The organism is Pseudomonas sp. dw_612, from assembly GCF_018449725.1.
Classification (GTDB): Bacteria; Pseudomonadota; Gammaproteobacteria; order Pseudomonadales; family Pseudomonadaceae; genus Aquipseudomonas.
The window spans coordinates 96,884-119,181 of sequence record NZ_JAAVVC010000001.1; the positions used below are offsets into that span (position 1 = coordinate 96,884).

18 protein-coding genes and 1 pseudogene are annotated in these 22,298 nt (G+C 62.1%); 7 read left to right on the forward strand and 12 right to left on the reverse strand.

Annotated features, from left to right (window positions below; genetic code table 11):
- Window positions 1-474 precede the first annotated feature (474 nt).
- Together mnxG and HB680_RS00430 are read right to left on the reverse strand one after the other, a co-directional pair.
- Window positions 475-6,270 (reverse strand): manganese-oxidizing multicopper oxidase MnxG, encoded by a 5,796-nt coding sequence (mnxG, locus tag HB680_RS00425; protein ID WP_213936647.1) that lies wholly within the window; start codon window positions 6,268-6,270, stop codon window positions 475-477.
- 368 nt (window positions 6,271-6,638) lie between these two features.
- Window positions 6,639-7,247: a lytic transglycosylase domain-containing protein gene (locus tag HB680_RS00430; RefSeq protein WP_213936648.1), complete on the reverse strand. Its 609-nt coding sequence runs from the start codon at window positions 7,245-7,247 to the stop codon at window positions 6,639-6,641.
- Window positions 7,248-7,444: 197 nt separating this feature from the next.
- On the opposite strand from HB680_RS00430, the gene gspG reads away from it, so the two are divergent.
- The 3 genes from gspG (at window position 7,445) to HB680_RS33005 (ending at window position 9,852) form a co-directional block, all read left to right on the forward strand.
- Window positions 7,445-7,879 carry a type II secretion system major pseudopilin GspG gene (gene gspG / locus HB680_RS00435; protein ID WP_213936649.1) on the forward strand — a complete coding sequence of 145 codons (435 nt, stop codon included), beginning with the start codon at window positions 7,445-7,447 and terminating at the stop codon, window positions 7,877-7,879.
- A 14-nt stretch (window positions 7,880-7,893) separates the two neighbouring features.
- Window positions 7,894-9,081, forward strand: coding sequence for a type II secretion system F family protein (locus tag HB680_RS00440; protein WP_213936650.1), 1,188 nt, complete (start codon window positions 7,894-7,896; stop codon window positions 9,079-9,081).
- Window positions 9,082-9,231: 150 nt separating this feature from the next.
- Complete coding sequence (locus tag HB680_RS33005; protein WP_213936651.1) at window positions 9,232-9,852, forward strand: hypothetical protein; 621 nt, start codon at window positions 9,232-9,234, stop codon at window positions 9,850-9,852.
- Between the two features lie 14 nt (window positions 9,853-9,866).
- Here the strand turns inward: HB680_RS33005 and HB680_RS33055 are convergent.
- Both HB680_RS33055 and HB680_RS00450 read right to left on the reverse strand, forming a co-directional pair.
- Window positions 9,867-9,986: pseudogene (locus HB680_RS33055) on the reverse strand (metal ABC transporter ATP-binding protein); the annotation flags it as partial.
- Between the two features lie 45 nt (window positions 9,987-10,031).
- Window positions 10,032-10,928 (reverse strand): LysR family transcriptional regulator, encoded by an 897-nt coding sequence (locus HB680_RS00450; RefSeq protein ID WP_213936652.1) that lies wholly within the window; start codon window positions 10,926-10,928, stop codon window positions 10,032-10,034.
- 225 nt (window positions 10,929-11,153) lie between these two features.
- Here HB680_RS00450 and HB680_RS00455 point away from each other — a divergent pair, with 225 nt between their 5' ends.
- From HB680_RS00455 to HB680_RS00465, 3 genes are all read left to right on the forward strand, one after another.
- On the forward strand, window positions 11,154-12,173 hold the full coding sequence (locus HB680_RS00455; RefSeq protein WP_213936653.1) for an alpha/beta hydrolase: 1,020 nt from the start codon (window positions 11,154-11,156) through the stop codon (window positions 12,171-12,173).
- A gap of 194 nt (window positions 12,174-12,367) precedes the next feature.
- Window positions 12,368-13,795 (forward strand): mechanosensitive ion channel family protein, encoded by a 1,428-nt coding sequence (locus tag HB680_RS00460; protein ID WP_213936654.1) that lies wholly within the window; start codon window positions 12,368-12,370, stop codon window positions 13,793-13,795.
- Window positions 13,764-13,970 carry a hypothetical protein gene (locus HB680_RS00465; RefSeq protein WP_213936655.1) on the forward strand — a complete coding sequence of 69 codons (207 nt, stop codon included), beginning with the start codon at window positions 13,764-13,766 and terminating at the stop codon, window positions 13,968-13,970. Before HB680_RS00460 ends, HB680_RS00465 begins: the two co-directional genes overlap by 32 nt.
- A gap of 51 nt (window positions 13,971-14,021) precedes the next feature.
- On the opposite strand, the gene ycaC is transcribed toward HB680_RS00465, so the two are convergent.
- The 6 genes from ycaC to HB680_RS00495 form a co-directional block, all read right to left on the reverse strand.
- Window positions 14,022-14,648, reverse strand: a complete 627-nt coding sequence (gene ycaC, locus HB680_RS00470; protein WP_123513827.1) for an isochorismate family cysteine hydrolase YcaC — start codon at window positions 14,646-14,648, stop codon at window positions 14,022-14,024.
- 69 nt (window positions 14,649-14,717) lie between these two features.
- On the reverse strand, window positions 14,718-16,556 hold the full coding sequence (locus HB680_RS00475; RefSeq protein WP_213936656.1) for an amidohydrolase: 1,839 nt from the start codon (window positions 16,554-16,556) through the stop codon (window positions 14,718-14,720).
- A complete protein-coding gene (locus tag HB680_RS00480; RefSeq protein WP_213936657.1) occupies window positions 16,556-17,167 on the reverse strand; it encodes an antibiotic biosynthesis monooxygenase in 612 nt (203 codons plus the stop codon). Before HB680_RS00480 ends, HB680_RS00475 begins: the two co-directional genes overlap by 1 nt.
- Complete coding sequence (locus tag HB680_RS00485) at window positions 17,160-17,576, reverse strand: DoxX family protein (protein WP_213936658.1); 417 nt, start codon at window positions 17,574-17,576, stop codon at window positions 17,160-17,162. Before HB680_RS00485 ends, HB680_RS00480 begins: the two co-directional genes overlap by 8 nt.
- 316 nt (window positions 17,577-17,892) lie before the next feature.
- Window positions 17,893-18,816, reverse strand: a complete 924-nt coding sequence (locus HB680_RS00490) for a LysR family transcriptional regulator (protein WP_213936659.1) — start codon at window positions 18,814-18,816, stop codon at window positions 17,893-17,895.
- Between the two features lie 46 nt (window positions 18,817-18,862).
- Window positions 18,863-19,846, reverse strand: a complete 984-nt coding sequence (locus tag HB680_RS00495) for an MBL fold metallo-hydrolase (protein WP_213936660.1) — start codon at window positions 19,844-19,846, stop codon at window positions 18,863-18,865.
- Window positions 19,847-20,111: 265 nt separating this feature from the next.
- Here HB680_RS00495 and HB680_RS00500 point away from each other — a divergent pair, with 265 nt between their 5' ends.
- A complete protein-coding gene (locus HB680_RS00500) occupies window positions 20,112-20,561 on the forward strand; it encodes an AraC family transcriptional regulator (RefSeq protein WP_213936661.1) in 450 nt (149 codons plus the stop codon).
- A gap of 125 nt (window positions 20,562-20,686) precedes the next feature.
- On the opposite strand, the gene HB680_RS00505 is transcribed toward HB680_RS00500, so the two are convergent.
- Together HB680_RS00505 and HB680_RS00510 are read right to left on the reverse strand one after the other, a co-directional pair.
- Window positions 20,687-21,511: an alpha/beta hydrolase gene (locus tag HB680_RS00505; protein WP_213936662.1), complete on the reverse strand. Its 825-nt coding sequence runs from the start codon at window positions 21,509-21,511 to the stop codon at window positions 20,687-20,689.
- A 29-nt stretch (window positions 21,512-21,540) separates the two neighbouring features.
- Window positions 21,541-22,116, reverse strand: coding sequence for a flavodoxin family protein (locus HB680_RS00510; RefSeq protein WP_213936663.1), 576 nt, complete (start codon window positions 22,114-22,116; stop codon window positions 21,541-21,543).
- Window positions 22,117-22,298: the final 182 nt, after the last annotated feature.

Here is a 22,298-nt window from a genome sequence, read left to right on the forward strand (position 1 = left end):
GCTTGCTCGCGAAGGGGCCATCACATGCACCCTCGATGTCGCCTGACCCACCGCTTTCGCGAGCAAGCCCGCTCCCACATTCGTTCTCCAGTGACCACGGCTCTTGCAATCAACCCCTGTCCCTGTGGGAGCGGGCTTGCTCGCGAAGGGGCCATCACATGCACCCTAAATGTCGCCTGACCCACCGCTTTCGCGAGCAAGCCCGCTCCCACATTCGATCTCCAGTGACCGCAGCATCTGCGCCCAACCCCGGTCCCCTGTGGGAGCGGGCTTGCTCGCGAAGGGGCCATCACATGCACCCTCGATGTCGCCTGACCCATCGCTTTCGCGAGCAAGCTCGCTCCCACATTCGATCTCCAGTGACCACGGCTCTTGCAATCAACCCCTGTCCCTGTGGGAGCGAGCTTGCTCGCGATGGCGTCATCCGCCTCACCACCCACACCGCGTCGTTCCCATCGCGGGCAAGCCTCGCTCCTACGGAGCCGGCGCCGGTTCCGGTTCGTTGGTCACCCGCAGCAATCCCCACAACCCGGCGGTGTTGCCGTAGGCGCCGTAGTCGCGGAACAGGTAGTCGCCCGGTATTGCGTTGCTGCCCCCGGCGCTCGGGTGCATGAAGCTGAAATGCGCCGCCGGCAGGATGCTTTCGCGAGCGCCGATGTACATCGACATCGGGTTGTAGCCGAACCGCACCGAGCCCACGCCTGGGGTGCTCATCGGATAGCCACCGGTATCGCTCTTCTCCGACTGGAACGGATTGACCGACCACACATGCCCATCGAGCTGGAAGGTCGAGCCGCGACTGCCACCGGTCGGCATCAGGATGTGGGTGCGGAACGGTTGCCCCGGTTTCACATACAGCACCGGTGTCTGCGGATCGCCGCCGATCAGCGCATTGCTATAGGCCATATGCGCGTTAGGCACGTCCCCGTAACCGGCGCCGCCGGCGTGTCCGAACGGCGCATCCGGCGCCAACCCGAAGCGGAACCAGATCGGCTCGGCCTTGTAGTTGATGGCCATGCTCGAGTTGTCCTGTGGATCGGTCGGTACACCGAAGCCTTCGGCGGCTATGCCTTCCACCGGCCGACCGTTGGCCCAGCGGATGTTCAACGCTTTCTGCCAGACCATCGCAAAGTCGCGGTAAGTGGTCTGCCCTGGCGCCGTGACCGTTGCGTTGGTTTTACGCGCATCCTCCACCCAGGTTGCGCCGATCGGCAGGATGGTCATCGCCCCACCCAAACCTTTCTGCGGTTGTTTGATGAGGTCCGCCGGGGTGATATTCAGTCCGCCGAACTCCACCGCCGTAGCGTTGATGTTGTCGACACTGCGGCCCAGTTGCGAGATCGGCTTGCCTTCGCGTTCCAGGTGCCCGGCGTAGTACTGATAAGTACGGGTCGGGTAGGCGCCACTGTTGCCGATGCGCGGTGGCACGGTCTGGATCGGGTTGGCGCCGACGTTGGTGCCGTCGGACTTGGTGATGTCGTAGGCCAGCAGTTGCGCGTGCAAACCCACGTGGCTCGACGGCCGCAGCAGGTTGTTGGTGAAGATGGTCGAGCCCTGACCATTGTTGCGATCGCGCTTGACCAGCCCTTGCATCACGGCCGTCTGGGTCAGGTCGGGCATGATCACCGGCAAGCGATTTTCCAGCGTGATGTTGATGCAATCGCCCGCCGCTGCGCGCAATACCAGCGGTTCCACCGGTACACCGGGTTTCATTTTTCCGGTGGCAGGATCGAGGTCGGATTTGCGCACGTACAGGATCGCAGTCGGATCATGCAACGGACCGCTTTGCCCGCCGACGGTGATGGTTTCGCCATCTTCAGGATCGACCACGGTGACCTGAGGGATATTCACCGGCCGCGAGTTGAACACCAGGGTGCCACCCGCCGGATTCAACGGCCCACCCACGTGTTGCCCGATGCCGGCCGGATCGCCGATGGTCAGGTTCAACGGATTGCGCAGGATGTCGTTAGCCAGCGCTGCAACCACTTCATAGTTGCGTTGCACGGTCGGCCGGGTGCCGATGCCGTTGGGGTTGGCACTGATCCGTGGGCAGGAGCCATCGAAGGCCACGGTGTTGCGCATACCCGCCGGTTTAGGGTTGTTGGGCACGGCGAACAGATCGTTGCGCTGGGCCGTGTAGTTGCGCATCACGCCCCAGATACCGTTCCAGTAACCTTCAATCGACGCGTCCATCGAGTACAGGTAATCCCCGGTGGTGGCCGCCGAACTGGAGAGCATCGAGACCGGCGCATTGAAACCCATCTGTTCGGAGATACCGACCATCTGCGACGAGCGCCAGCCGGAGTTGGAGCTGTTGCCGAAGCCGGAGCCGCTTTGCAGCCATTTCACCCCGTGCAAGGTCACGTTGTGCTCTTCCTCGTGACCGCCGGCATGCACCCGCAGCCGCACGTTGTCACCGGTGTAGGTGCGCAGCATCGGGGTGAACGGGTCACCGGCCTCGGCGCCGCCCTTGTTGATGTGCGGCGGGAACAGCGTGGTGCCGCCGGTCGGGCCGGTGGCCGCGGTGACCAGGTTCGGCGCCAGGTTCATCGCCGGGATCGAACGGTCGGTGCGGCTTTGCATGGCATACGCCAGGTCGCCACCGAGGCCGTCGGCCTGCATGCCGCGCTTGCCGTCCGGGCCGACCTTGTTCGGGTCGTACACCCGCAAGGCCAGCGGTTCGTTGCGGTAATTGACCACGAACATGCCGGGGTCATCGACCGAGATCGCTTGTGGGCATGGCCGAGTCGGACAACCCGGCACCATGCCGCCCTGCACTTCAATGATGCCATCGAGCAAGGTGCTGGCGTTGTTGCGTACCGGCGGGTTGATCGCGTAGCGGAAGCTGTCCGCGGTGGCCGGGAAGGCTTGCGGATCAGGCACGCCGTTAGGGCCGGCGCCGACATACACACCGGCTTCATAGGCGTGCTGGAAGTCGCTGTATTCGAGGAAGAACTCGCGGAAGCTGTCGTTCTTGCCGTCGCCGTCCAGGTCGCCGGTGGACACCACCGCTTGCCACGACGTCGGCCCGCCATCCTGCCGCGCGCCGCTGTACAACGGCTCGCCGGTTTCAGCGTGGAACCAAGTGGAACCGGCCGGTTCCGCCAGCACAGTGGCGTACAGGCCAATCTGTTGGTGAGTCGATGGGCCTAAGTGGTCGTGGGTGAAAATCGTCCCGAGGCCACGGTCGACACCTTTGGCGTTCACCACCGGATCGACAAACCAGCGCTGCATCGCCGTGCGCGCCCCCACCCAGTCCGCCCGGCCATATTGACCGAAGAACGGATGGGTCTTGGCTTTCGGGCAGGCCGGCGTGCCGTCACGCGGGTCGGTGCCTTCGCACTGGTTGAACTCGCGAATCGCGTGGATGCGCTCTTGCACCGCGCCGGGTGAGAGCACGCCGTCTTCGTAGTTCCAGCCGTTGGCCGAACCGTCGGCGGCGGTCAGGTCCCATTTCGGCAGGTGAATGTGCTGGCCGATCACGTCGGTCGGCGTGCGCACCTGATAGTCGTCCATCTCATAGGTGGCCGGCACCAGGTTGGTTTGCTGGTATTGCACGCAGTCGAAGGTGTTCATGCGCATCACCAGAGGTTCTGGTGGACGCTGCTTGGTGATCACCGGCCAGGCGTCCTCCCACAGGGCGAGGATGCGCGCTTGCGGGAAGTGGTAGCCGACCTTGTTGTACACCGCGTCGAACTGGATGTTTGCGGCTTTGTAGATGCGCGGACGGTCGGCGGTGAAGGTCGAGGAACCGGTGTAAGACATGCCGTCGATCCGTTCGCCACTGGCAAACTCACCGGTGCCGGCGCTGCTGGTCAGGCGTTTTTGCCGATCATCCATGCACGGTTCGTAGTACGGAGCACCGGCAATCGGTAACGCGCCGTTGGTGCGGAACGCCTTCGCCACGATTTGATTACCGGGTAGCAGCGCAAAGCTTGGGTGATCTTTTTTCGCGTGGAAGGCCATGGCCGCCTGTTCGACTTCGGTGCCCTCTTCCGGCATGTAGATCGGTTTGGCCCGGGTCACTTCCTTGGAAAAATCCAGGGACGTGGTCACCGTGTGCGCCTGGCCGCCGGAGGAAAAACCATCCAGGGAATGCCGTCCCAAGCCGCCGTCCCAACCACCGGATTGCGCCGGGTCGAGGTTAGCCCACAACGCTTTGCCGCTAGTCTTCAAGGACTGCGCCTTGGCGGCGTCGAGCATGTCCAGCGGTGGCGTTGGCGGACGTTGGCCCACCGAACTTTCCATGCCGCCGATCCAGAACGGATAGCCAGGGTTTTTCAGGCTGCCGTCGGCATTGCGATTGGCTTCGCTACGATCCACCAGGGCCAGGGAACCGATGGCTTGAGCGCCACCGCCATGGTGTTCGCCGTCATCATCGTCATCGTCATCGGCCACCAGGGTTTCACCGATTTTCGGCACCACGGCGACTTTGCCCGGCATCGGCGCCATGGCTTTGCCCGGCAGCGGCACGACCGCAGGAATCGGCGTCCCCGCGACAATCTCGCCATCGGGCAAGGCCCGGGCGCCTGCGGCCGGTTTACCGCTGCGCAAGGCATACGGTTCGCTGTGATAACCGTCGTTGCCCTGCTGGGATACTTCGAGTTTGGTGCCTTCCTCAAACACATCGTGGACCCGCCACATGCTCCACATGCCTTGGGCAAAGTGCGGATAGAAGTGGCAGTGATAAATCGCATCGCCGGCCACGCGGTTGCGGTTGCCCGACCCGCCGTTGGCGATTTCATAGGTGTAGCCGGCGCCCGGGCCGATGCCCTGGGCATCCACGTAGTCGGAGTTATCGTCGTTCGGGTTGAACAACCACTGATGACCGTGCAGGTGGAAGATGTGCTGTTCGTGGCCGTTGTGGGTGTTGCGGAATTTGACGAAGTCGCCGATGTAGCTGTGGTTGACGTTGGCCGGTTCGGAGGGGTACAGCGCCATGGTCGCCTTGACCCCGATCTGATCGGCGCGGGGCGTTTCGCCGGGGCGAATGTTTTCCAGGCCAACGTTGGCGGGTACGTCCACCAGCATCGCCACGTCGCCCACGGTGTGGGAACTGAGGAAGAATTCTTCATAGGCGCAGGACAGGCAATCGTGCATCGGCCCCACGCCCAAGCGGTTGGCCACCACTTCGGCGCCCATGCCGCCGGAGCCGTAGTTGATCATGAACGAATCCCGGGTCGGTTCCAGCACGTGGGCCATCACCGGGTCGGCCCAATAGGCCGGGAACGCTTGAGTGGCGGCGGTTTCATCCTGGAACTGCGAGGCGAAATCGCGGAATGGTTCGAGCCGATTGGGGATCGCCGGGTTGCGTTTGCCGACGGCTTCCAGCGGATAGGTCGAGGGCGGGAAGCTGCCGTCGGCGTTGCTGCCCATCACGATCGCGTCGCTCTCGCTGGAAATGATTTCATTGCCATCGACCATGCCAATGATCGGCGTGCCGGCCTTGCCTTCACGGATCCACGGTTCGCGCTGCGGGTAGCGCGCCTGGTAGTCGACAATCGGCTGACCGGTCGGGGTGCGGCCGGTGCTGGCCAGGCGCATTTCTTCTTCGGTGACGGTGTTGCGATAGGTGCGACCGCCCTTGGGCACCACCACCACTTCGCCGAACAGACCGTTGGCGACGTTGCCCGCATCGCCTTCACCACCGAAGGTCGCGCCACGACTGCTGGCGGCGAATGCGCCTTCGCGCTCGGCGTACAAGGTGTAGGAACGGCTGGCGCCGGGGGCGATCAAGGTGTTGGCGTTGCGCCCGGTGTAGGACGCGATGTCGTCGATGCTGTTCACCGCTTGCAGGCCGTTGACCTGGAAACCGACGTGGCGGTCAGTGACTTGCTCATCGACTTTGAAATCGTCGACATGGCCGACTTCGCCTTCCTCCTCTTCCCCGCTTTCATGGCTGCCGGGGTTGGCCTGATAGGCCAGCAGGTTTTGCAGGTTGATGGTCAGGCAATCACCGGCGGCGACGCGCAACACCAGCGGACGCGGACGCTTGTCCGGACGCAGCGAAACTTTGCCCGGCACCGCCGAACCACCCAGGGCCAGGGAGCGGTCATGGTCGTCGACCACATCACGGCGCAGGGCGAACATCATGCCGTTGGCGTTCTGTGCGCCGAGGCGGTTGAACATCAGCGGCTGGTCAAACGCCACGACGTTCGCCACCAGATTGCGCTCGCAGCGCACGGCGGCTTCGGCCAGCTCGATGCCCAGCATCGACGCTGCCAACAGCAGCCAGCTTAACAAGGATGGAATGTGGTTTATGCCGGTCATGATCACGGGCCTCACTGTGGGTGCTCACAGGAATAATTCTCGACAAGTCCGGTTGAGCAATCTGCATGCCATAAATAATTTGTTGGTTTATCAGCAACTTAAAGTTACGAGTTAATCAATCGGGGGAAATAACCCACCCCCATTCCCCACTTTCCAACCACGTTTGGCGACTATTTACCCTGTAGCAGCTGCCGAGCCCCGGCGAGGCTGCGTTCGGCGGCGAAGCCGTCGCAAACCCTATCCACGCGGTTGACCTGACACACCGCGCCGCCTGATCTCACGACGGCTTCGCCGCCGAACGCAGCCTCGCCGGGGCTCGACAGCTGCTACGAGGCCCCGGTTTTCCCCATGTTTGGGGGTAACCGCAATCACAACGGCGCATCCACGGCCAGGCCCTGCAAGCGTCGGTATTGGCGCAACACGCTGGGCACATAACGCTGGGTTTCGGCGAACGGCGGGATCACCCCGCCACGGCTGAGCACCGCTTGTGGGCCGGCGTTGTAAGCCGCCACGGCGAGGCTGATGTCGTTGTCGAACAAGGTCATCAAGCGCTTGAGATAACGCGCGCCACCCTGGATGTTGGCCTTGGGGTCGTAGACGTCGGTCACCCCCAGTTCGCGGGCGGTGTCGGGCATCAACTGCATCAGTCCGCCGGCGCCTTTGGCGGAGGTGGCATCGGCGTTGTAGCGGGACTCGGCCTGGATTACCGCGTGCAGCAACGCGGCTGGCAGTTGATTGGCCGTGGCCGCGGCTGAAACCAGCTCGGCATAGGGCTGGCGGGCGATCATTTGTGGCTGCTGATCCATGCTCAGTTGAGCGGTTTCGGGCTCGTGAATCACCCGCTCATAGTGCCGTCCGGGACGGTGGACATTGGACAAAACGTAGCTGCCCTTGGTGTCCATGGAAACGAAGACATCGGCCTGGGCGACGCCGTTCAGCAGCAGCGCGCCGAGCAGTCCTGCGGTGAAAGTTTGCATGTTTCATACCTCCCCTGGCCGGCCCCGAAAAACGGGGCTTTTGCCCCAATGGCCGGTAGTCAACCAGCCATACGCAAGCACTGTGCCGTCGGCGCAAAGGCCCGGATCACAAGGGGTTCAGCGGTATCGCCAAGCGTGAGCATGGCAATTGCATAAGGCCTCTTAGCGACCCTGCTGCCCACTGGATGGAGGTCATCATGAATCAGCGTCCGTGTTCCGCCCCGCGCTCCCAAAGCGGGTTCACCTTGCTTGAATTGTTGGTGGTGCTGGTGGTGCTGGGGCTGTTGGCCGGCATCGTCGCGCCGAAGTATTTCGCCCAGCTCGGGCGCTCGGAAGTGAAGGTCGCCAAGGCGCAGATCGAAGGCCTGAGCAAGGCACTGGATCTATACCGGCTGGAGGTCGGTCACTACCCGTCCACGGAGCAGGGTTTGCAGGCACTGGTCACCGCGCCCAGCGATGAAACCCGCTGGACCGGCCCCTACTTGCAGAAAAAGCTGCCGATGGACCCATGGGGTCGCGCCTACGCCTACCGCTACCCCGGGGAAAACAGCGAGTACGACTTGCTGTCGATGGGCAAGGACGGGCAACCCGGCGGCGAAGGCGAAAACGCTGAAGTCACCAACTGGCAATGACCGGAGCGACGCCCATGCGCTTTCATCTCAAAGCTGTCGGCAAGGCTGGCGTGGTGTCGATGACCGTCGAAGCCCCCGGCCACAGCGAAGCCCGCCGCATCGTCGAAGACCAGGGCTTGCGCGTGGTCAGCCTGCACGCCGAACGGCACTGGCGGGCCTTGCGCCTGCGCCAGCGCGAAACGTTCAACCTGGTGCTGTTCAGCCAGGAGCTGACCACGTTGCTGAATGCCGGCCTGCCGTTGATCGATGCGCTGGAAAGCCTGGCGGAAAAAGAAACCGCGCGCCAGGCCCGCAAAACCCTGAGCGAGCTGGTGCGCTTGCTCTACGAGGGCAAATCGTTCTCCCAGGCGCTGGGCCAGTTGTCGGCGGTGTTCCCGCCGCTCTACGTGGCGCTGGTGCAGTCCAGCGAGAAGACCGGCGCGGTGGGCGAGGCCCTCGGGCGCTACGTCAGCTATCGCCAGCGCATGGACGAGGTGCGGCAGAAGATTATCAGCGCCTCGATCTACCCGCTGCTGTTGCTGATTGTCGGCGGCGGCGTGGTGCTGTTTCTGATGGGCTACGTCGTGCCGCGCTTCAGCCTGGTGTTCGAAGGCCTCGGTTCGAACCTGCCGTGGATGTCGCAGGTCCTGATGAGCAGCGGCATGTTCCTCCACACGCATCAGCTTGAATTCTTCGGCACACTGGCGGCGATCATCGTCGCCCTCGCCTTCCTGCAGCGGCAACCGGCCTTTCGTCGGGGCGTGGACCGCTTGATCGAAAAACTCCCGGCGGTGCATCAACGAATCTTCATGTACGAACTCGCACGCTTCTACCGTTCCCTGGGAATTCTGCTGCAGGGCGGCATCCCCCTCGTCACCGCCATGGGCATGGTCCGCGGCCTGCTCACCGTCGCTTCGCGGGTGCGTCTGGACCAGGCCTGCGAACGGGTGCGCGAGGGGCAATCCCTCTCCACCGCGCTGGAACTCAATCACCTGGTGACCCCGGTGTCCCTGCGCCTGCTGCGTGCCGGCGAACAGTCCGGCAACCTCGGGCAAATGATGGAACGCAGCGCCGACTTCTACGACGAAGAAATCAGCCGCTGGATCGAGTGGTTCGTGCGCCTGTTCGAACCGCTGCTGATGACCTTCATCGGCCTGCTGATCGGCGTCATCGTGATCCTGATGTACATGCCGATTTTCGAACTGGCTTCAAGCATCCACTGACCTTCTGCAGATGGGTCGAGCGCTACCGTGCATCGGTCATCTACGTCTCGAATGAATAAATCGGAACGCTGATGTGTTTACGAACTGAATCAGGCAGCACGTTGCATTGTTCATCAACGTTCCAACTTGAATAAAAAGACGGAGAACGACATGCACATCAACAAGCTTTTACTGGCAGTAGCGATTGGCGCAGTTCTGTCGGCGTCTACCGTTCTGATTCCGGACAGCCTGTCCGGTGTATCGAGCGCACAGGCCAAGGATGGTGGGAGTGGTGGCGGTGGCGGCTCCGGTGGTGGGGGCGGCGGTTCGGGAGGCGGTGGCTCTGGTGGTGGAGGCGGTTCAGGTGGCGGTGGTGGCTCGGGCGGCTCCGGTGGTGGCAATGGCGGCGGCAGCGGCAATGGCGGCAGTCACGGCGGCGGTGGCAGCAGCGGCAACGGCGGAAACAGCAGCGGCCACAGCGGCAGCGACCATGGCTCGGGGCAAGCAGGAAATGCCTCAAACTCCGGACGCAGCGGCACCCATGCCGAGCGTGGGGATGATCATGGGGTTCATCGCTCGGGTGAACTGGGCGACGACCACGGCGTGCATCGCTCCGGTGAGCTAGGTGATGACCACGGAGTGCATCGCTCCGGAGAGCTAGGCGACGACCACGGCGTGCATCGTGCCGGTGAGCTGGGCGACAACCGTGGCGTTCATGCGGTCGGCCAGGTCGCCGACGACCATGGCGTTCACGTCGGCGGTGAGCCCGGGGATGACAAACGGGCTAACTAACCAGCACATATCCCCTGTGGGAGCGGGCTTGCTCGCGAATGCGGTGGGTCATTAAGCAGAGATGTTGACTGACCCACCGCATTCGCGAGCAAGCCCGCTCCCACAGGTGTTGGTGGTGTACGCGAATAATGAATACGCCGCCAAACCAGGCTCGCTCCCACAGGGGAAAGTGTCAGGCGTTATAACGTGCCCTCACGCTGATCCAGCCGCTCGCGCAAAAACTCGATAAACGCCTGCACCGGCCGCGACCCCTGGCGATGCTGCGGGTACACCGCCGACAACGTTAGCGGCTCAGGCCTGAAGTCATCGAGCACCGGCACCAACCGCCCATCCTTCAGCGCCGCGCCGACAATGAACGTCGGCAAATACGTAATCCCCATCCCCGCAATCGCCGCGTCCTTGAGCAATTCCCCATTGTTGACCCGCATCCGCCCGGTGACGTTGACGGTCAGCGGTTTGCCCGGCCCGTCGAACCGCCATTGCACCTGACGTCCATGCCCATACGGCAGGCAATCATGGTTGAGCAGGTCTTCGGGTTTACTCGGAGTGCCGCGCTCGGCCAGGTAGGCCGGGCTGGCGCAGTACACCCGCTGGATCGAGGCGATGCGTCGGGCGATCAGGGTCGAGTCTTCCAGCACGCCGATGCGCAGCGCCAGGTCGTAGCCCTCGCCGAGCAAATCCACCGGGCGGTCACTCAGGTCGACTTCCACGGTGACGTCGCGATAGCGCTGCAAAAACACCGGCAGCAGACAACCCAGATGCGCCAGCGCAAACGACAGCGGCGCGCTCAGGCGAATGGTGCCACGGGGTTCGGTGGTCTGGCCGGCGATGCCCTGCTCCACCTGTTCGACTTCGCTGAGCAGGCGCAAGGCGGATTCGTAGTAACTCTGGCCCAGGGGCGTCACGTCCAGGCGCCGGGTCGAGCGGTTGAGCAAACGCACGCCAAGGCGTTCTTCCAGTTGCATCAATCGACGACTGACAAATTGCTTGGACAGGCCCAATTGATCGGCCGCCGCGGTGAAGCTGCCGCAGTCCATGACCTGGCAAAAAATACGCATATCTTCGAACGGGTTCATTGTCACGCCCTGGTTGACAGTCAAACACTTTATAGCCGCTTTTTCCGTTTATGGCACCCCATTAATCTGTGTCCATGGTGCAGCGACAAGCGCTGCTCCTGAACCCAAACCTATTACCGGTAGGAGCTGCCGAAGGCTGCGATCTTTTAAAAGCAAGATCAAAAGATCGCAGCCTTCGGCAGCTCCTACAGGGGACCCCACACAAATTTAAAAAGGATTTGCACCATGAATCTCGTCAAAAAGACCCTGACCGCTTCCCTCCTCGCCCTCGCCGTTGGCAACGCATTCGCCGCCGGCAGCCCAGGCGTTGAACACACCACCCAGGCCTTTCTCGAAGCCCTCGCCGCTGGCGGTGGCAAACCCCTTGAGCAACTGAGCCCCAAGGACGCCCGTGCGGTGCTGACCGGTGCGCAGAACTCGGTGAAAGTGGATCTGTCGGGCGTGGAAGTCAGCGAGCGTGCGATCAAGGTCGGCGAGCAAAGCATCAACCTGACAATCGTGCGTCCGGCCAAGGTCAAGGGTGAGTTGCCGGTGTTCATGTTCTTCCACGGTGGCGGCTGGGTGCTGGGGGATTACCCGACGCACCAACGCCTGATTCATGACCTGGTGGTGGGCTCCGGCGCGGTGGCGGTGTATGTCGATTACACACCATCCCCGGAAGCGCAGTACCCGACCGCGATCAACCAGGCCTATGCCGCTACTCGCTGGGTCGCTGAACATGACAAGGAAATCGGCGTCGACGGCAAACGCCTGGCGGTGGCCGGCAACAGCGTCGGCGGCAACATGGCGGCAGTCGTGGCGTTGATGGCCAAGGAACAGAAAACCCCGGCGCTGCGTTTCCAGTTGCTGATGTGGCCGGTGACCAGCGCGCAATTCGATACCGGCTCTTACCAGCAATTTGCCGAGGGACATTTCCTGACCAAGGGCATGATGAATTGGTTCTGGGACAACTACACCACCGATGCCGGCCAGCGTGCGCAAATCCACGCCTCGCCCTTGCAGGCCAGCGCCGAACAACTCAAAGGTTTGCCGGCAGCACTGGTGCAAACCGCCGAGTTCGACGTGTTGCGTGATGAAGGCGAGGCCTATGCCCGCCACCTGGATGCGGCGGGTGTGCCGGTGACCGCGGTGCGCTACAACGGGATGATTCATGACTTTGGGTTGTTGAATCCGTTGAGTCAGATTCCTGAAGTGAAGGCGGCGGTGCGGCAGGCGGCGTTGGAACTGAAAACCCACCTGAACTGAATCCGATCCCTGTAGCAGCTGCCGAGCACCGCGAGGCTGCGTTCGGCGGCGAAGCCGACGCCAATCCTGTCACCCCGATAGATCTGATACACCGGGGTGTCTGGTTTTACGACGGCTTCGCCGCCGAACGCAGCCTCGCAGGCTCGGCAGCTGCTACAGACCAGATGCGATCTTACTTTCAGCGGAGTTCTCCCATGTCCCTCATCTATGACCACCCCTTGTCCTGGAGCGCCCTCCTGCTGGTGATCGACGCCCTGCTCTGGCACCTCGCGCCGTTACAGAAACGCGTCATCCGCATTGGCCTGCGTCTGGCGCTGTTCCTGATCTTCAGCGCGGTGATCATCAACGCCGGGGTCAGCCCGTTGCAGGCGCCGGTGTTTGCCGATGACCGCGTGGCGCAGCTCGGGGCCACGGCGTTGGGGATTGTCTGGTGGCTATACGCCGCACGGGTGCTCACCGAAGTCATCGGTCTGGTGCTGATGCGCCGCATCGGTCACAGCGGCCGCTTGTTGCAGGATGTCATCGGCGCGCTGGTGTTTCTGGTGGCCATCGTCGCGGCGGCGGGTTATGTGCTGGAGCTGCCGGTCAAGGGTTTGCTGGCAACGTCCGGGGTGGTGGCGATCGTGGTCGGTCTGGCGCTGCAAAGCACCTTGAGCGATGTGTTTTCCGGGATCGTGCTCAACACCACCAAGCCGTATCAGGTGGATGATTTTGTGGTGATCGACGGCGTGGAAGGCAAGGTGCTCGACATCGATTGGCGCGCCACCCATTTACTCACCAGCGCCGGCACCATGGCGGTGGTGCCAAACTCGGTGGCGGCCAAGGCGAAGATCGTCAATCTCAGTCGGCCGAGCAACATGCACGGGGTGTCGATCAGCATTCAAGTGCCCAATTCCATTCGCCCGCGTCGGGTGCTGGATGCGCTGGATCGCACGCTTCAGGGCAGTAGCACGTTGCTGCTCAACCCGGCACCGAAAGCCGTGTTGAAGGAGGCTGGCGAAACCATGTCTGTCTACGTGGCCAGCGGTTTTATTGCAGACCTGAGCAAAAAAAGCGAAGTGCGTAATCAACTGTTCGACCTGGCGCATCGGCATCTGGAAGCGGCGGGTATTTCCCGGCAGCTTGATGGCGTGATCGAGCCGTCGACCCGGGCCCGGGCGTTGCTGGATGAGGTGAAAATCTTCCGTTCCCTGGACGAGGATGAGCGTGATCGACTCGCGCAAGCCATGGTCCCGCAGCAGTACACGGCGGGTCAGGTGGTGCTGGAATTGAACGAGGTGCCGGACAGCCTCTTCGTGATCGCGACCGGCGTGGTCAGCGCCACCGTGCCCGACGGCACCGGGCAAACCGAAGCCGGGCGCATGGGGCCGAGCGAAGTCATGGGCGAACAGAGCATCCTCACTGACACCCCGTCCCAGGCCTGCTTTACGGCGCTGACGTCGTGCATCATTTACCGGATCGACAAGTCCCTGACCCGCGATTGCATGGCGCAACGTGGCGAGGTTGGGCGGGCGTTGAACAAGTTGCAGGCGGTGCGGCAGCAGAACAGTCGGTTGGCGTTGATGGCCGTGCCGGCGCCGGTCAAGAAAGGTGGTTTTCTGGGGTGGCTACAAAAACGCTGACACCCGACAAAACACCCCCGTAGCAGCTGCCGAGCACCGCGAGGCTGCGTTCGGCGGCGAAGCCGTCGTCAATCCTGCCAGCTCGGATAACCTGAAACACCGCAGTGACTGGTTTTACGACGGCTTCGCCGCCGAACGCAGCCTCGCGGTGCTCGGCAGCTGCTACGGGATTTAGTCGGATAGAAAAATGCCCGCGCAATGGCGGGCATTTTTTGTGCGGGGAGACTTACTTGGCGGTCAACACCGAATAGCTGTTCATCAAATTGCGATAGTTCGGAATGCGCGGCGACAGCAGGTTGGCCAGGCCTTCCATGTCGTTGCGCCAGTCGCCTTGCAGCTCGCACGCCACGGAGAACCAGTTCACCAGTTGGGCACCGGCCGCCGACATGCGCGCCCAGGCGGCTTGTTGCACGGTTTCGTTGAAGGTGCCCGACGCGTCGGTAACCACGAACACTTCGAAGCCTTCAGCCAGCGCCGACAAGGTCGGGAACGTCACGCACACGTCAGTCACCACACCGGCAATGATCAACTGCTTGCGACCGGTCGCCTTGACCGCTTTGACGAAATCTTCGTTGTCCCAGGCATTGATCTGACCTGGGCGCGGGATGTACGGCGCGTCCGGGAACAGTTCTTTCAGCTCAGGCACCATCGGGCCGTTCGGGCCGTTTTCGAAGCTGGTGGTGAGGATGGTCGGCAGTTTGAAGAACTTGGCCAGGTCCGCGAGGGCCAGCACGTTGTTCTTGAATTCGTTGGGCGAGAAATCCTGCACCAACGAGATCAGGCCGGTCTGGTGGTCAACCAACAGTACAACGGCGTCGTCTTTGTTCAGGCGTTTGTACGGAACGTTGCTCATGTGAAACTCCTCGGTAGTGGGATGGTGCTTGGGGCGCCGGCACGTCGGGCCGGCGCTTTTTTATGTGCGTTAAAAGGCAAAACACGAGCAGCCAAAGGCGCCCCAGAAACCCGCGAAATCGCTGACCGGCGCATTCGACAGACGCGCCTTGTTGTGGCTGTGGGCATGCACGCCACACGGCCCGCTGCAATGGTGAGCCTGGGCCTGCATCGGCGAAGTCGGGCGCCAATGGCCAGGGACTTTCACTACCGGCGACCAGTCCGGCAGCACCGGCACGCTGGCCGGCCCGAGTTTTTCGAAGTCACCGGCGGCGTACACCACCTTGCCGCCGACCACGGTCAACACGGACTCGATCCACTTGATTGCCTCTTCATCGACGCTGAAGAAATCCGCGCTGAGGGCGGCGACGTCGGCCAGTTGCCCGACCTTGATCTGGCCCTTCTTGCCCTGCTCGGATGAGAACCAGGCGCTGCCGTGGGTGAACAGTTCCAAAGCGGTCAGGCGCGACAGGCCCTCGGCGTGCAATTCCAGACCGCCGACGGTACGGCCGCTGACCATCCAGTACAGCGAGGTCCATGGATTGTAGCTGGACACCCGCGTGGCGTCGGTGCCGGCGCCGACCGGTACACCCTCGGCCAACATGCGCTTGATCGGCGGCGTGGCTTCGGCGGCTTTGGCACCGTAACGCTCGACGAAATACTCGCCCTGGAACGCCATCCGGTCCTGAATCGCAATGCCACCGCCCAGCGCCCTTACCCGCTCGATATTCTGTGGAGTGATGGTTTCGGCGTGGTCGAAAAACCACGGCAAACCGTTGAACGGAATATCGCGATTGACCTTCTCGAACACGTCGAGCATGCGGCTGATGGATTCGTTGTACGTGGCGTGCAAACGGAACGGCCAGCGTTGTTCCACCAAGTGGCGCACCACCGGTTCCAATTCAGCTTCCATGGTTTGCGGCAGGTCCGGGCGCGGTTCGAGGAAGTCCTCGAAATCCGCCGCCGAGAACACCAGCATCTCGCCGGCGCCGTTGTGTCGCAGGTAGTCGTCGCCCTGGTGCAGGGTCACGCTCGACGTCCAGTTTTTGAAGTCGGTCAGCTCTTCCTTGGGCTTTTGGGTGAACAGGTTGTAGGCGATGCGGATCGTCAGTTGCTGGTCCTTGTTCAACTGCTCGATGACTTGGTAATCGTCCGGGTAATTCTGGAAACCACCACCGGCATCGATGGCGCTGGTCAGACCGAGGCGATTGAGTTCACGCATGAATTGGCGGGTCGAGTTGACCTGATATTCCAGCGGCAGCTTCGGCCCCTTGGCGAGCGTCGAGTAGAGGATCATCGCGTTCGGCCGCGCGACCAGCATGCCGGTCGGGTTGCCGTTGGCGTCACGGACAATCTCACCGCCCGGCGGGTTTGGCGTGTCGCGGGTGTAACCGGCAACGCGCAGTGCCGCGCGGTTGAGCAAGGCGCGGTCGTACAAGTGCAGGACGAATACGGGCGTGTCCGGCGCGGCCTGGTTCAACTCTTCCAGGGTCGGCATGCGTTTTTCGGCAAACTGGAATTCATTCCAGCCGCCGACTACCCGCACCCATTGCGGCGTCGGGGTGCGGTCAGCCTGATCCTTGAGCATGCGCAGGGCATCGACCAGTGACGGCACGCCTTCCCAACGCAGTTCGAGGTTGTAATTGAGGCCGCCACGAATCAGGTGCAAGTGCGAGTCGTTGAGGCCGGGAATGACGCAGCGGCCCTTGAGGTCGATGACCTGGGTGCCCGAGCCGCGCAGGGCCATGGCTTCGCCGTCATTACCGACCGCGACAAAGCGCCCGTCCTTGATCGCTACCGCACTGGCCAGCGGGTTTTCGCGGTCAACGGTATGGAATTGGCCATTGAACAGAATCAGATCGGCGTTCATCACGGTTCCTTTTTCGCAGTGGAGTGAGACAACCAGGGCGCGAACAATCGGGTCGCCCGGGGCATGAACAGGTACACCACCGACACCACGATGGTCACGGTGATCAGGAACGTGGCGACCACGTAATTGGACAGGATGGGGTGGAGCTTGAGCAGCGGCCCCCAGAGCATTGGTACCAGCAAGGTATGCGGCAAGATCACCAGCAGCGTCACCACCGCTTGCTTCCAGCGCGGTGGCGGTGGCGCAGCAGCGTCGACCGTTGGCGCGAACCAGAACTCATTGACCGGGTTGACCTCGGTCTGGTCGCCGTCAGCCAGCATGGGCGTCGCTTCGTTGACCAGTTGCAGGCGTTGCGGCGAATCGAGCCAGTGTTGCATCGACTCGGTGGAGCAGAACCGCAGCACGCAGGTGTACATGTCGAGGCCGGCGCTTTTGCCGCGCATCACGTCCACGCCCAGGTGCCCTTCCTGCTGCCCGGCAATCGTGACGATATTGCGCAACCAGGCTTCATACGGTGCTTCGAAACCGGCTTTGACCCGGTGCTTGATGATCAAGGTCACGATCTCATCGAAACCCGGTTTTGCGGCGGTGACGTGGTTGGCTTCAGGCATAACGCAGAACTCCGGCGAATCGGTCATTGAGCGCCAGCCGTCCGGGCCCGGCGATAAGGATGCTGGTGAACACAATCAACAGCAGCCAGCCGAACTGCCCTTCAAACAGGCTCCATTGCGGATGCACGACCACCAACGCCACCAGCAGCAGAAACAGAATAGGCAAACACGCCAATCGCACCAGCACCCCCGCGACGATCAGCAGCGGGCACAACACCTCGGCGAAAATCGCCAGGATCAGCGTGAGGTTGGCGCCGAGGTGGAATGGGTCTTCGATGGTTTGCAGTTGTTCGCTGTAATTCAGCAGCTTGGGCAAGCCGTGCACCCACAGCAGAAACAACCCGCCGCTGACCCGTAAAAACAACAGCCCCCAGTCCCGAGTCCGTTCATCCCATCCCGATGCGTTCATGGCCTGTGCGCTCCATTGAAAAATCACCGGCATGGCTTCGCCGGCACTTGACCTGATAGTGCCGGGGTGAGGACGGGGAAAATTGGATGTACGTGCTCTTTTTGTGGGAGGGCTCAAATCCGGCAACTTCCACAAATGCCTTGTTGACCCCAACCCCTTGTGGGAGCGAGCTTGCTCGCGATGGCGGAGTGTCAGTCAACATCAATGCTGACTGATCAGCCGCCATCGCGAGCAAGCTCGCTCCCACAGGGGATCTTCATTGCCGAAATTGATCGTTCCCACGCAGAGCGTCGATCAGGGCTGTGTTGGTCTGGGGTTACGGGATCGGGATGTTGAGGGGTTCGGACATGTATTGGCTGATGCGTGAGCGCAACCATTTTTCCGCCGGGTCGTTGTCGTGCACGCCGCTCCAGGCCATAGACAGTTGTGCGGCTTCGATGGGGAATGGTGGGTCTTCGGCACGCAACGCGCAGCCTTCGACCAGGGCACACGCGGCGTAATCGGGGACGGTGGCGATCATTTCGGTGCCGGCCAATAAGGCGCGCAAACCGCTGAACTGCGGCACGCCCAGCACTACGCGGCGGCTGCGGCCGATCTTGGCCAAATCAAGATCGATATTGCCGCTCAGGTCACCGGAAAACGACACCATCGCATGGGGCCGTTCGCAGTATTCGTCCAGGGTCAGGGAGCCGGGCCGTTTGTCTGCGCGCAACACCTTGCAGGGGATGTCCCGCAGTTTCTTGCGCTTGGCGTTGGCCGGCAAATCGGTGGTGTAGCTCACGCCCACGGAGATTTCCCCGGACGCCAGCAACGCCGGCATCAGCAGGTAATTGGCCCGACGCACGACGACGATGATCCCCGGCGCCTCTTCCCGCAGTTGACTCAACAGCGGCGGAAACAAGCCGAACTCGGCATCGTCCGACAGGCCGATGCGGAACACATCACAACTGCTCGCCGGTTCGAACTCCTTGGCGCGGCTGACGGCGCCAGAGATCACATCCATCGCCGGTTGCAGCTCCTTGAGAATCGCCAGCGCCCGCGCCGTCGGTTCCATGCCGCGACCGTTGCGCAGCAGCAAGGGATCGTCGAACAGATCACGCAACCGCCCCAGCGCCGCGCTCACCGCCGGTTGACCCATGAACAGCTTTTCGGCAACCCGGGTCAGGTTCTTTTCGAACATCAGGGCTTCGAAAATCACCAGCAGGTTCATGTCGACGCGGCGCAGATCGTTACGGTTCATAAGGGCAATCCATTTGGGTTGTCAGCCAGGCACGGTTTGTCGAACTCTACTCGATCAACGGCACTTTCGCCGCTCGTTTGTACGGGCCGTATTCTACCGGCACCCATTGGAAATGCTTGCCCTCGGCGGCGATGTGGCCAATGCCCGGGAACGGCAAGTGTGCGGCGGTGACCCAGGTCTTGCTGGTGGCGGCGTCGGTGAAGACCTGATTGCGGCTCTTGATCGCCTGCTGACTGTTGACGTCAAAACCGATCGACACCTCAGGGTGCAGGAACTGCACGGCCAGGTTATGCACCAGATCGCCCATGAACAAAATGCTCTGGCCTTGGGAGGTAAAACGGTAGGTGGTGCTGCCCGGCGTGTGCCCGGCTTCCAGCGTGGCCTCGACACCCGGCACGGGCGACTGGCCGGCCTCAAAGGTTTTGAAGCGACCCGTCGCGACGTAAGGCGCCGTCGAATCCTGGGCGATTTTGAAGTACGGCTTGGCGCCTTCGGGGGCCTTGGCAAGGGCTTGCGGGTCGAGCCAGTAAGCGGCTTCGGCCTTGGCGGCGTAGACCGTGGCGTTGGCGAAGACCGGTTTTTGCTCGGCATCGACCAGGCCGCACACATGGTCGAGGTGCAGGTGCGTCAGCAGGATCGTGTCGACCTGATCCGGCTGATAACCGGCGGCTTTCATGTTGTCCGAGAGCATGCCGGCCGTGGCGCCGATGCACTGCCCTGCCCCGGTGTCCACCAGGATCAATTGCTTGCCGGTGTTGATCAGGAAGGCGTTGAACGCGGTTTGCACCCCGGGCGTTTCAATCGAGCGCCGGGCCAACAGTGCGCGGATCTGACTCTGGGTCAGGCCCTTGAGCAGTTTCGGCGACAGGTCGTTGTAGCCGTCGAACAACGCGGTGACTTCGTAATCGCCCACCGCCAATCGGTAGTAGCCGGGCACTTGGGTGCCGACCTGAGCCGGCGCTGCCGCCAGGGAAATACCGGAAGCCAGCGCCATCGCGAGGCCCAGCGTGCAAACCAGAGAATGCTTCATGCCTTCACCTTTATAAACCTGAGAAAAACCCACTGTCAGGGTTGCATCTTGCGCCTGCCCGACCCTCGATCAATTGCAGCGATGTGCTGAGTTGGCACGGTTTCTTCGCTGCAAACCAAGTGTGGAATTAACAACGTTTAACTCGCCTGCCCGCCCCCCGCGCCCAAGAATGAAGCCCTCTGCGCAGACCTGTTTTCTTCAAAAGGGAAGGTGCTGACCCACCGTGCAGTGCGCCAGCGCATTCCCACCGACACGGATATTTGTCATGGCCCACGTTCAGCATTACGCCGTCAGGGCGTCCGCCACGCCAGCGCCTAAAACCACCACCGGCGGCCTCGCACCCTGGCGCGAATCCTTGGTCAAGCAACTGATACTCGACGGCCTGAGCGACACCCTCGAAGTGACCGAACTGGCCCGGGCCTGCGCCCTCTCGCGCAGTCATTTTTCCCGGGCGTTCAAGTGCAGCACCGGGTTGTCGCCCCAGGACTGGATTCGTTGCCAGCGCATTGCCAAAGCCAAGCAGTTGATTCGGGACACCGACCTGACCCTGACGCAGATCAGCCTGGAATGCGGGTTTTGCGATCAGGCGCATTTCTGCCACATCTTCACCCGCAGCGAAGGGATTACGCCGTTTGCGTGGCGGTGCAGGGGTGCGCGCGCGGTGCCATTCAGTAGCAAAAGATCGCCGTCGCCAGGGGTGTGCGCACACCCGTAAATCCAGTGAACACAACCCCTGTGGGAGCGGGCTTGCTCGCGAAGGCGATGTCACATTCAACACATTGGTTGACTGACAGTCCGCTTTCGCGAGCAAGCCCGCTCCCACAGGTTTTTCGGTGTTAATCAGCTCTTCAAAAAGTCCAGCAGATCTTCGTTGAGCTGATCCTTATGCGTATCCGTCAAACCGTGCGGCGCACCCGGATAAACCTTCAACGTCGACCCCTTGACCAACCGGGCCGAAGCAATCCCCGCCGCTTCAATCGGCACCACCTGATCCGCATCGCCATGCAGCACCAGCGTCGGCACGTCGAACTTCTTCAGGTCTTCAGTAAAGTCGGTTTCCGAGAACGCCTTGATGCAGTCATAGGCATTCTTGTGGCCGGAGGTCATGCCTTGCAGCCAGAACCAGTCGATCATGCCTTGGGACGGTTTGGCGCCCGGTTTGTTGAAGCCGAAAAACGGGCCGCTGGCGAGGTCAATGTACAGCTGCGAACGGTCGGCCAACGAAGCCTGGCGAATCCCGTCAAACACTTCGACCGGCAAGCCACCGGGGTTGGCTTCGGTCTTGAGCATCAGCGGCGGTACCGAAGAAATCAGCCCGACTTTCGCTACGCGGCCCGTGCCATGGCGACCGATGTAACGCGCCACTTCGCCACCGCCGGTGGAGAATCCGAACAGCACGGCATCCTTCAGGTCCAGCAATTCGATCAGTTGCGCCAGGTCGTCCGCGTAGTGGTCCATGTCATTGCCGTCCCACGGCTGACTCGAACGACCATGACCACGGCGATCATGGGCGATGACCCGATAGCCTTTGGAGGCGAGGAAGATCATCTGCGATTCCCAGCTGTCGGCATTCAGCGGCCAGCCGTGGCTGAAGACGATGGGCTGACCGGTGCCCCAGTCCTTGTAGTAAATCTCGGTGCCGTCGCGGGTGGTGAAAGTGCTCATGTGGCGTACTCCTTTTGTGGGGGGATGAATCAAACCGGGGCGTGATGCAGGCGTTCGGCCAGACGCGCGACCCGCTCGCCCAGGTGCGCGGCGGTGCAACGATCCTCGGGCGGTGGCGCATCGTCGGGGGACTGTTCGACATTCGATTGGGCCATGGCGCCCAACGAACTGCCGAGGCGATTGAGCTGGCCATCAAACAGGCCGGTGCTGCTGCGCGCCGGCAACAGATCGAGGCCGACCCAGATCATCGAATGCTGGGCCGCGAACACGGCCATTTGCAGCAGGGTGTTGAGTTTGTCGCCGCACAGGCAGCCGGAATTGGTAAACCCGGCAGCGAGTTTGTCGCGCCACGGCCGCGCGAGATAGAACGCGGCGGTGGCTTCCATGAAACCCTTGAAGGACGCCGAGGCGCTGCCCATGTAGGTCGGGGCGCCGAAGATGATCGCGTCGGCCCGGTGCAGGTGTTCCCACTGGGTGTCGACGTCCTCCACCGAAATCAGCCGACAGGTGCTGCCCAAGTGCCGTTCCACGCCCATCGCCACGGCTTCGGCCATGACCCGGGTGTGCCCGTAGCCACTGTGATAGACCACCACCACATCGCTCATTCCGGCATCCTCCAGAAGTGTCCATTCCTTTTACAGCGCGAAGACAGAGGTCTTCGTTGGACTTGAAGCCCTAGAGTTTTGGGCGTAGACCAGACGCTCGACGAGTTAAACGTTGTTAATTTTCAAAATCGCGCCCAACACCCCGCAGTGCTTTTTGTCACCCTTGTGCCCAATAAACAGGG

Coding starts and splice junctions, on each gene's coding strand:
- HB680_RS00460 (WP_213936654.1), top strand. CDS start 12,368: ATGTCCCTCATCTATGACCACCCCTTGTCCTGGAGCGCCCTCCTGCTG.
- HB680_RS00450 (WP_213936652.1), bottom strand. CDS start 10,928: ATGAACCCGTTCGAAGATATGCGTATTTTTTGCCAGGTCATGGACTGC.
- HB680_RS00480 (WP_213936657.1), bottom strand. CDS start 17,167: ATGCCTGAAGCCAACCACGTCACCGCCGCAAAACCGGGTTTCGATGAG.
- HB680_RS00475 (WP_213936656.1), bottom strand. CDS start 16,556: ATGAACGCCGATCTGATTCTGTTCAATGGCCAATTCCATACCGTTGAC.
- HB680_RS00485 (WP_213936658.1), bottom strand. CDS start 17,576: ATGAACGCATCGGGATGGGATGAACGGACTCGGGACTGGGGGCTGTTG.
- HB680_RS00510 (WP_213936663.1), bottom strand. CDS start 22,116: ATGAGCGATGTGGTGGTGGTCTATCACAGTGGCTACGGGCACACCCGG.
- HB680_RS00440 (WP_213936650.1), top strand. CDS start 7,894: ATGCGCTTTCATCTCAAAGCTGTCGGCAAGGCTGGCGTGGTGTCGATG.
- gspG (WP_213936649.1), top strand. CDS start 7,445: ATGAATCAGCGTCCGTGTTCCGCCCCGCGCTCCCAAAGCGGGTTCACC.
- HB680_RS00430 (WP_213936648.1), bottom strand. CDS start 7,247: ATGCAAACTTTCACCGCAGGACTGCTCGGCGCGCTGCTGCTGAACGGC.
- HB680_RS00495 (WP_213936660.1), bottom strand. CDS start 19,846: ATGAAGCATTCTCTGGTTTGCACGCTGGGCCTCGCGATGGCGCTGGCT.
- HB680_RS33005 (WP_213936651.1), top strand. CDS start 9,232: ATGCACATCAACAAGCTTTTACTGGCAGTAGCGATTGGCGCAGTTCTG.
- HB680_RS00455 (WP_213936653.1), top strand. CDS start 11,154: ATGAATCTCGTCAAAAAGACCCTGACCGCTTCCCTCCTCGCCCTCGCC.
- ycaC (WP_123513827.1), bottom strand. CDS start 14,648: ATGAGCAACGTTCCGTACAAACGCCTGAACAAAGACGACGCCGTTGTA.
- mnxG (WP_213936647.1), bottom strand. CDS start 6,270: ATGACCGGCATAAACCACATTCCATCCTTGTTAAGCTGGCTGCTGTTG.
- HB680_RS00500 (WP_213936661.1), top strand. CDS start 20,112: ATGGCCCACGTTCAGCATTACGCCGTCAGGGCGTCCGCCACGCCAGCG.
- HB680_RS00490 (WP_213936659.1), bottom strand. CDS start 18,816: ATGAACCGTAACGATCTGCGCCGCGTCGACATGAACCTGCTGGTGATT.
- HB680_RS00505 (WP_213936662.1), bottom strand. CDS start 21,511: ATGAGCACTTTCACCACCCGCGACGGCACCGAGATTTACTACAAGGAC.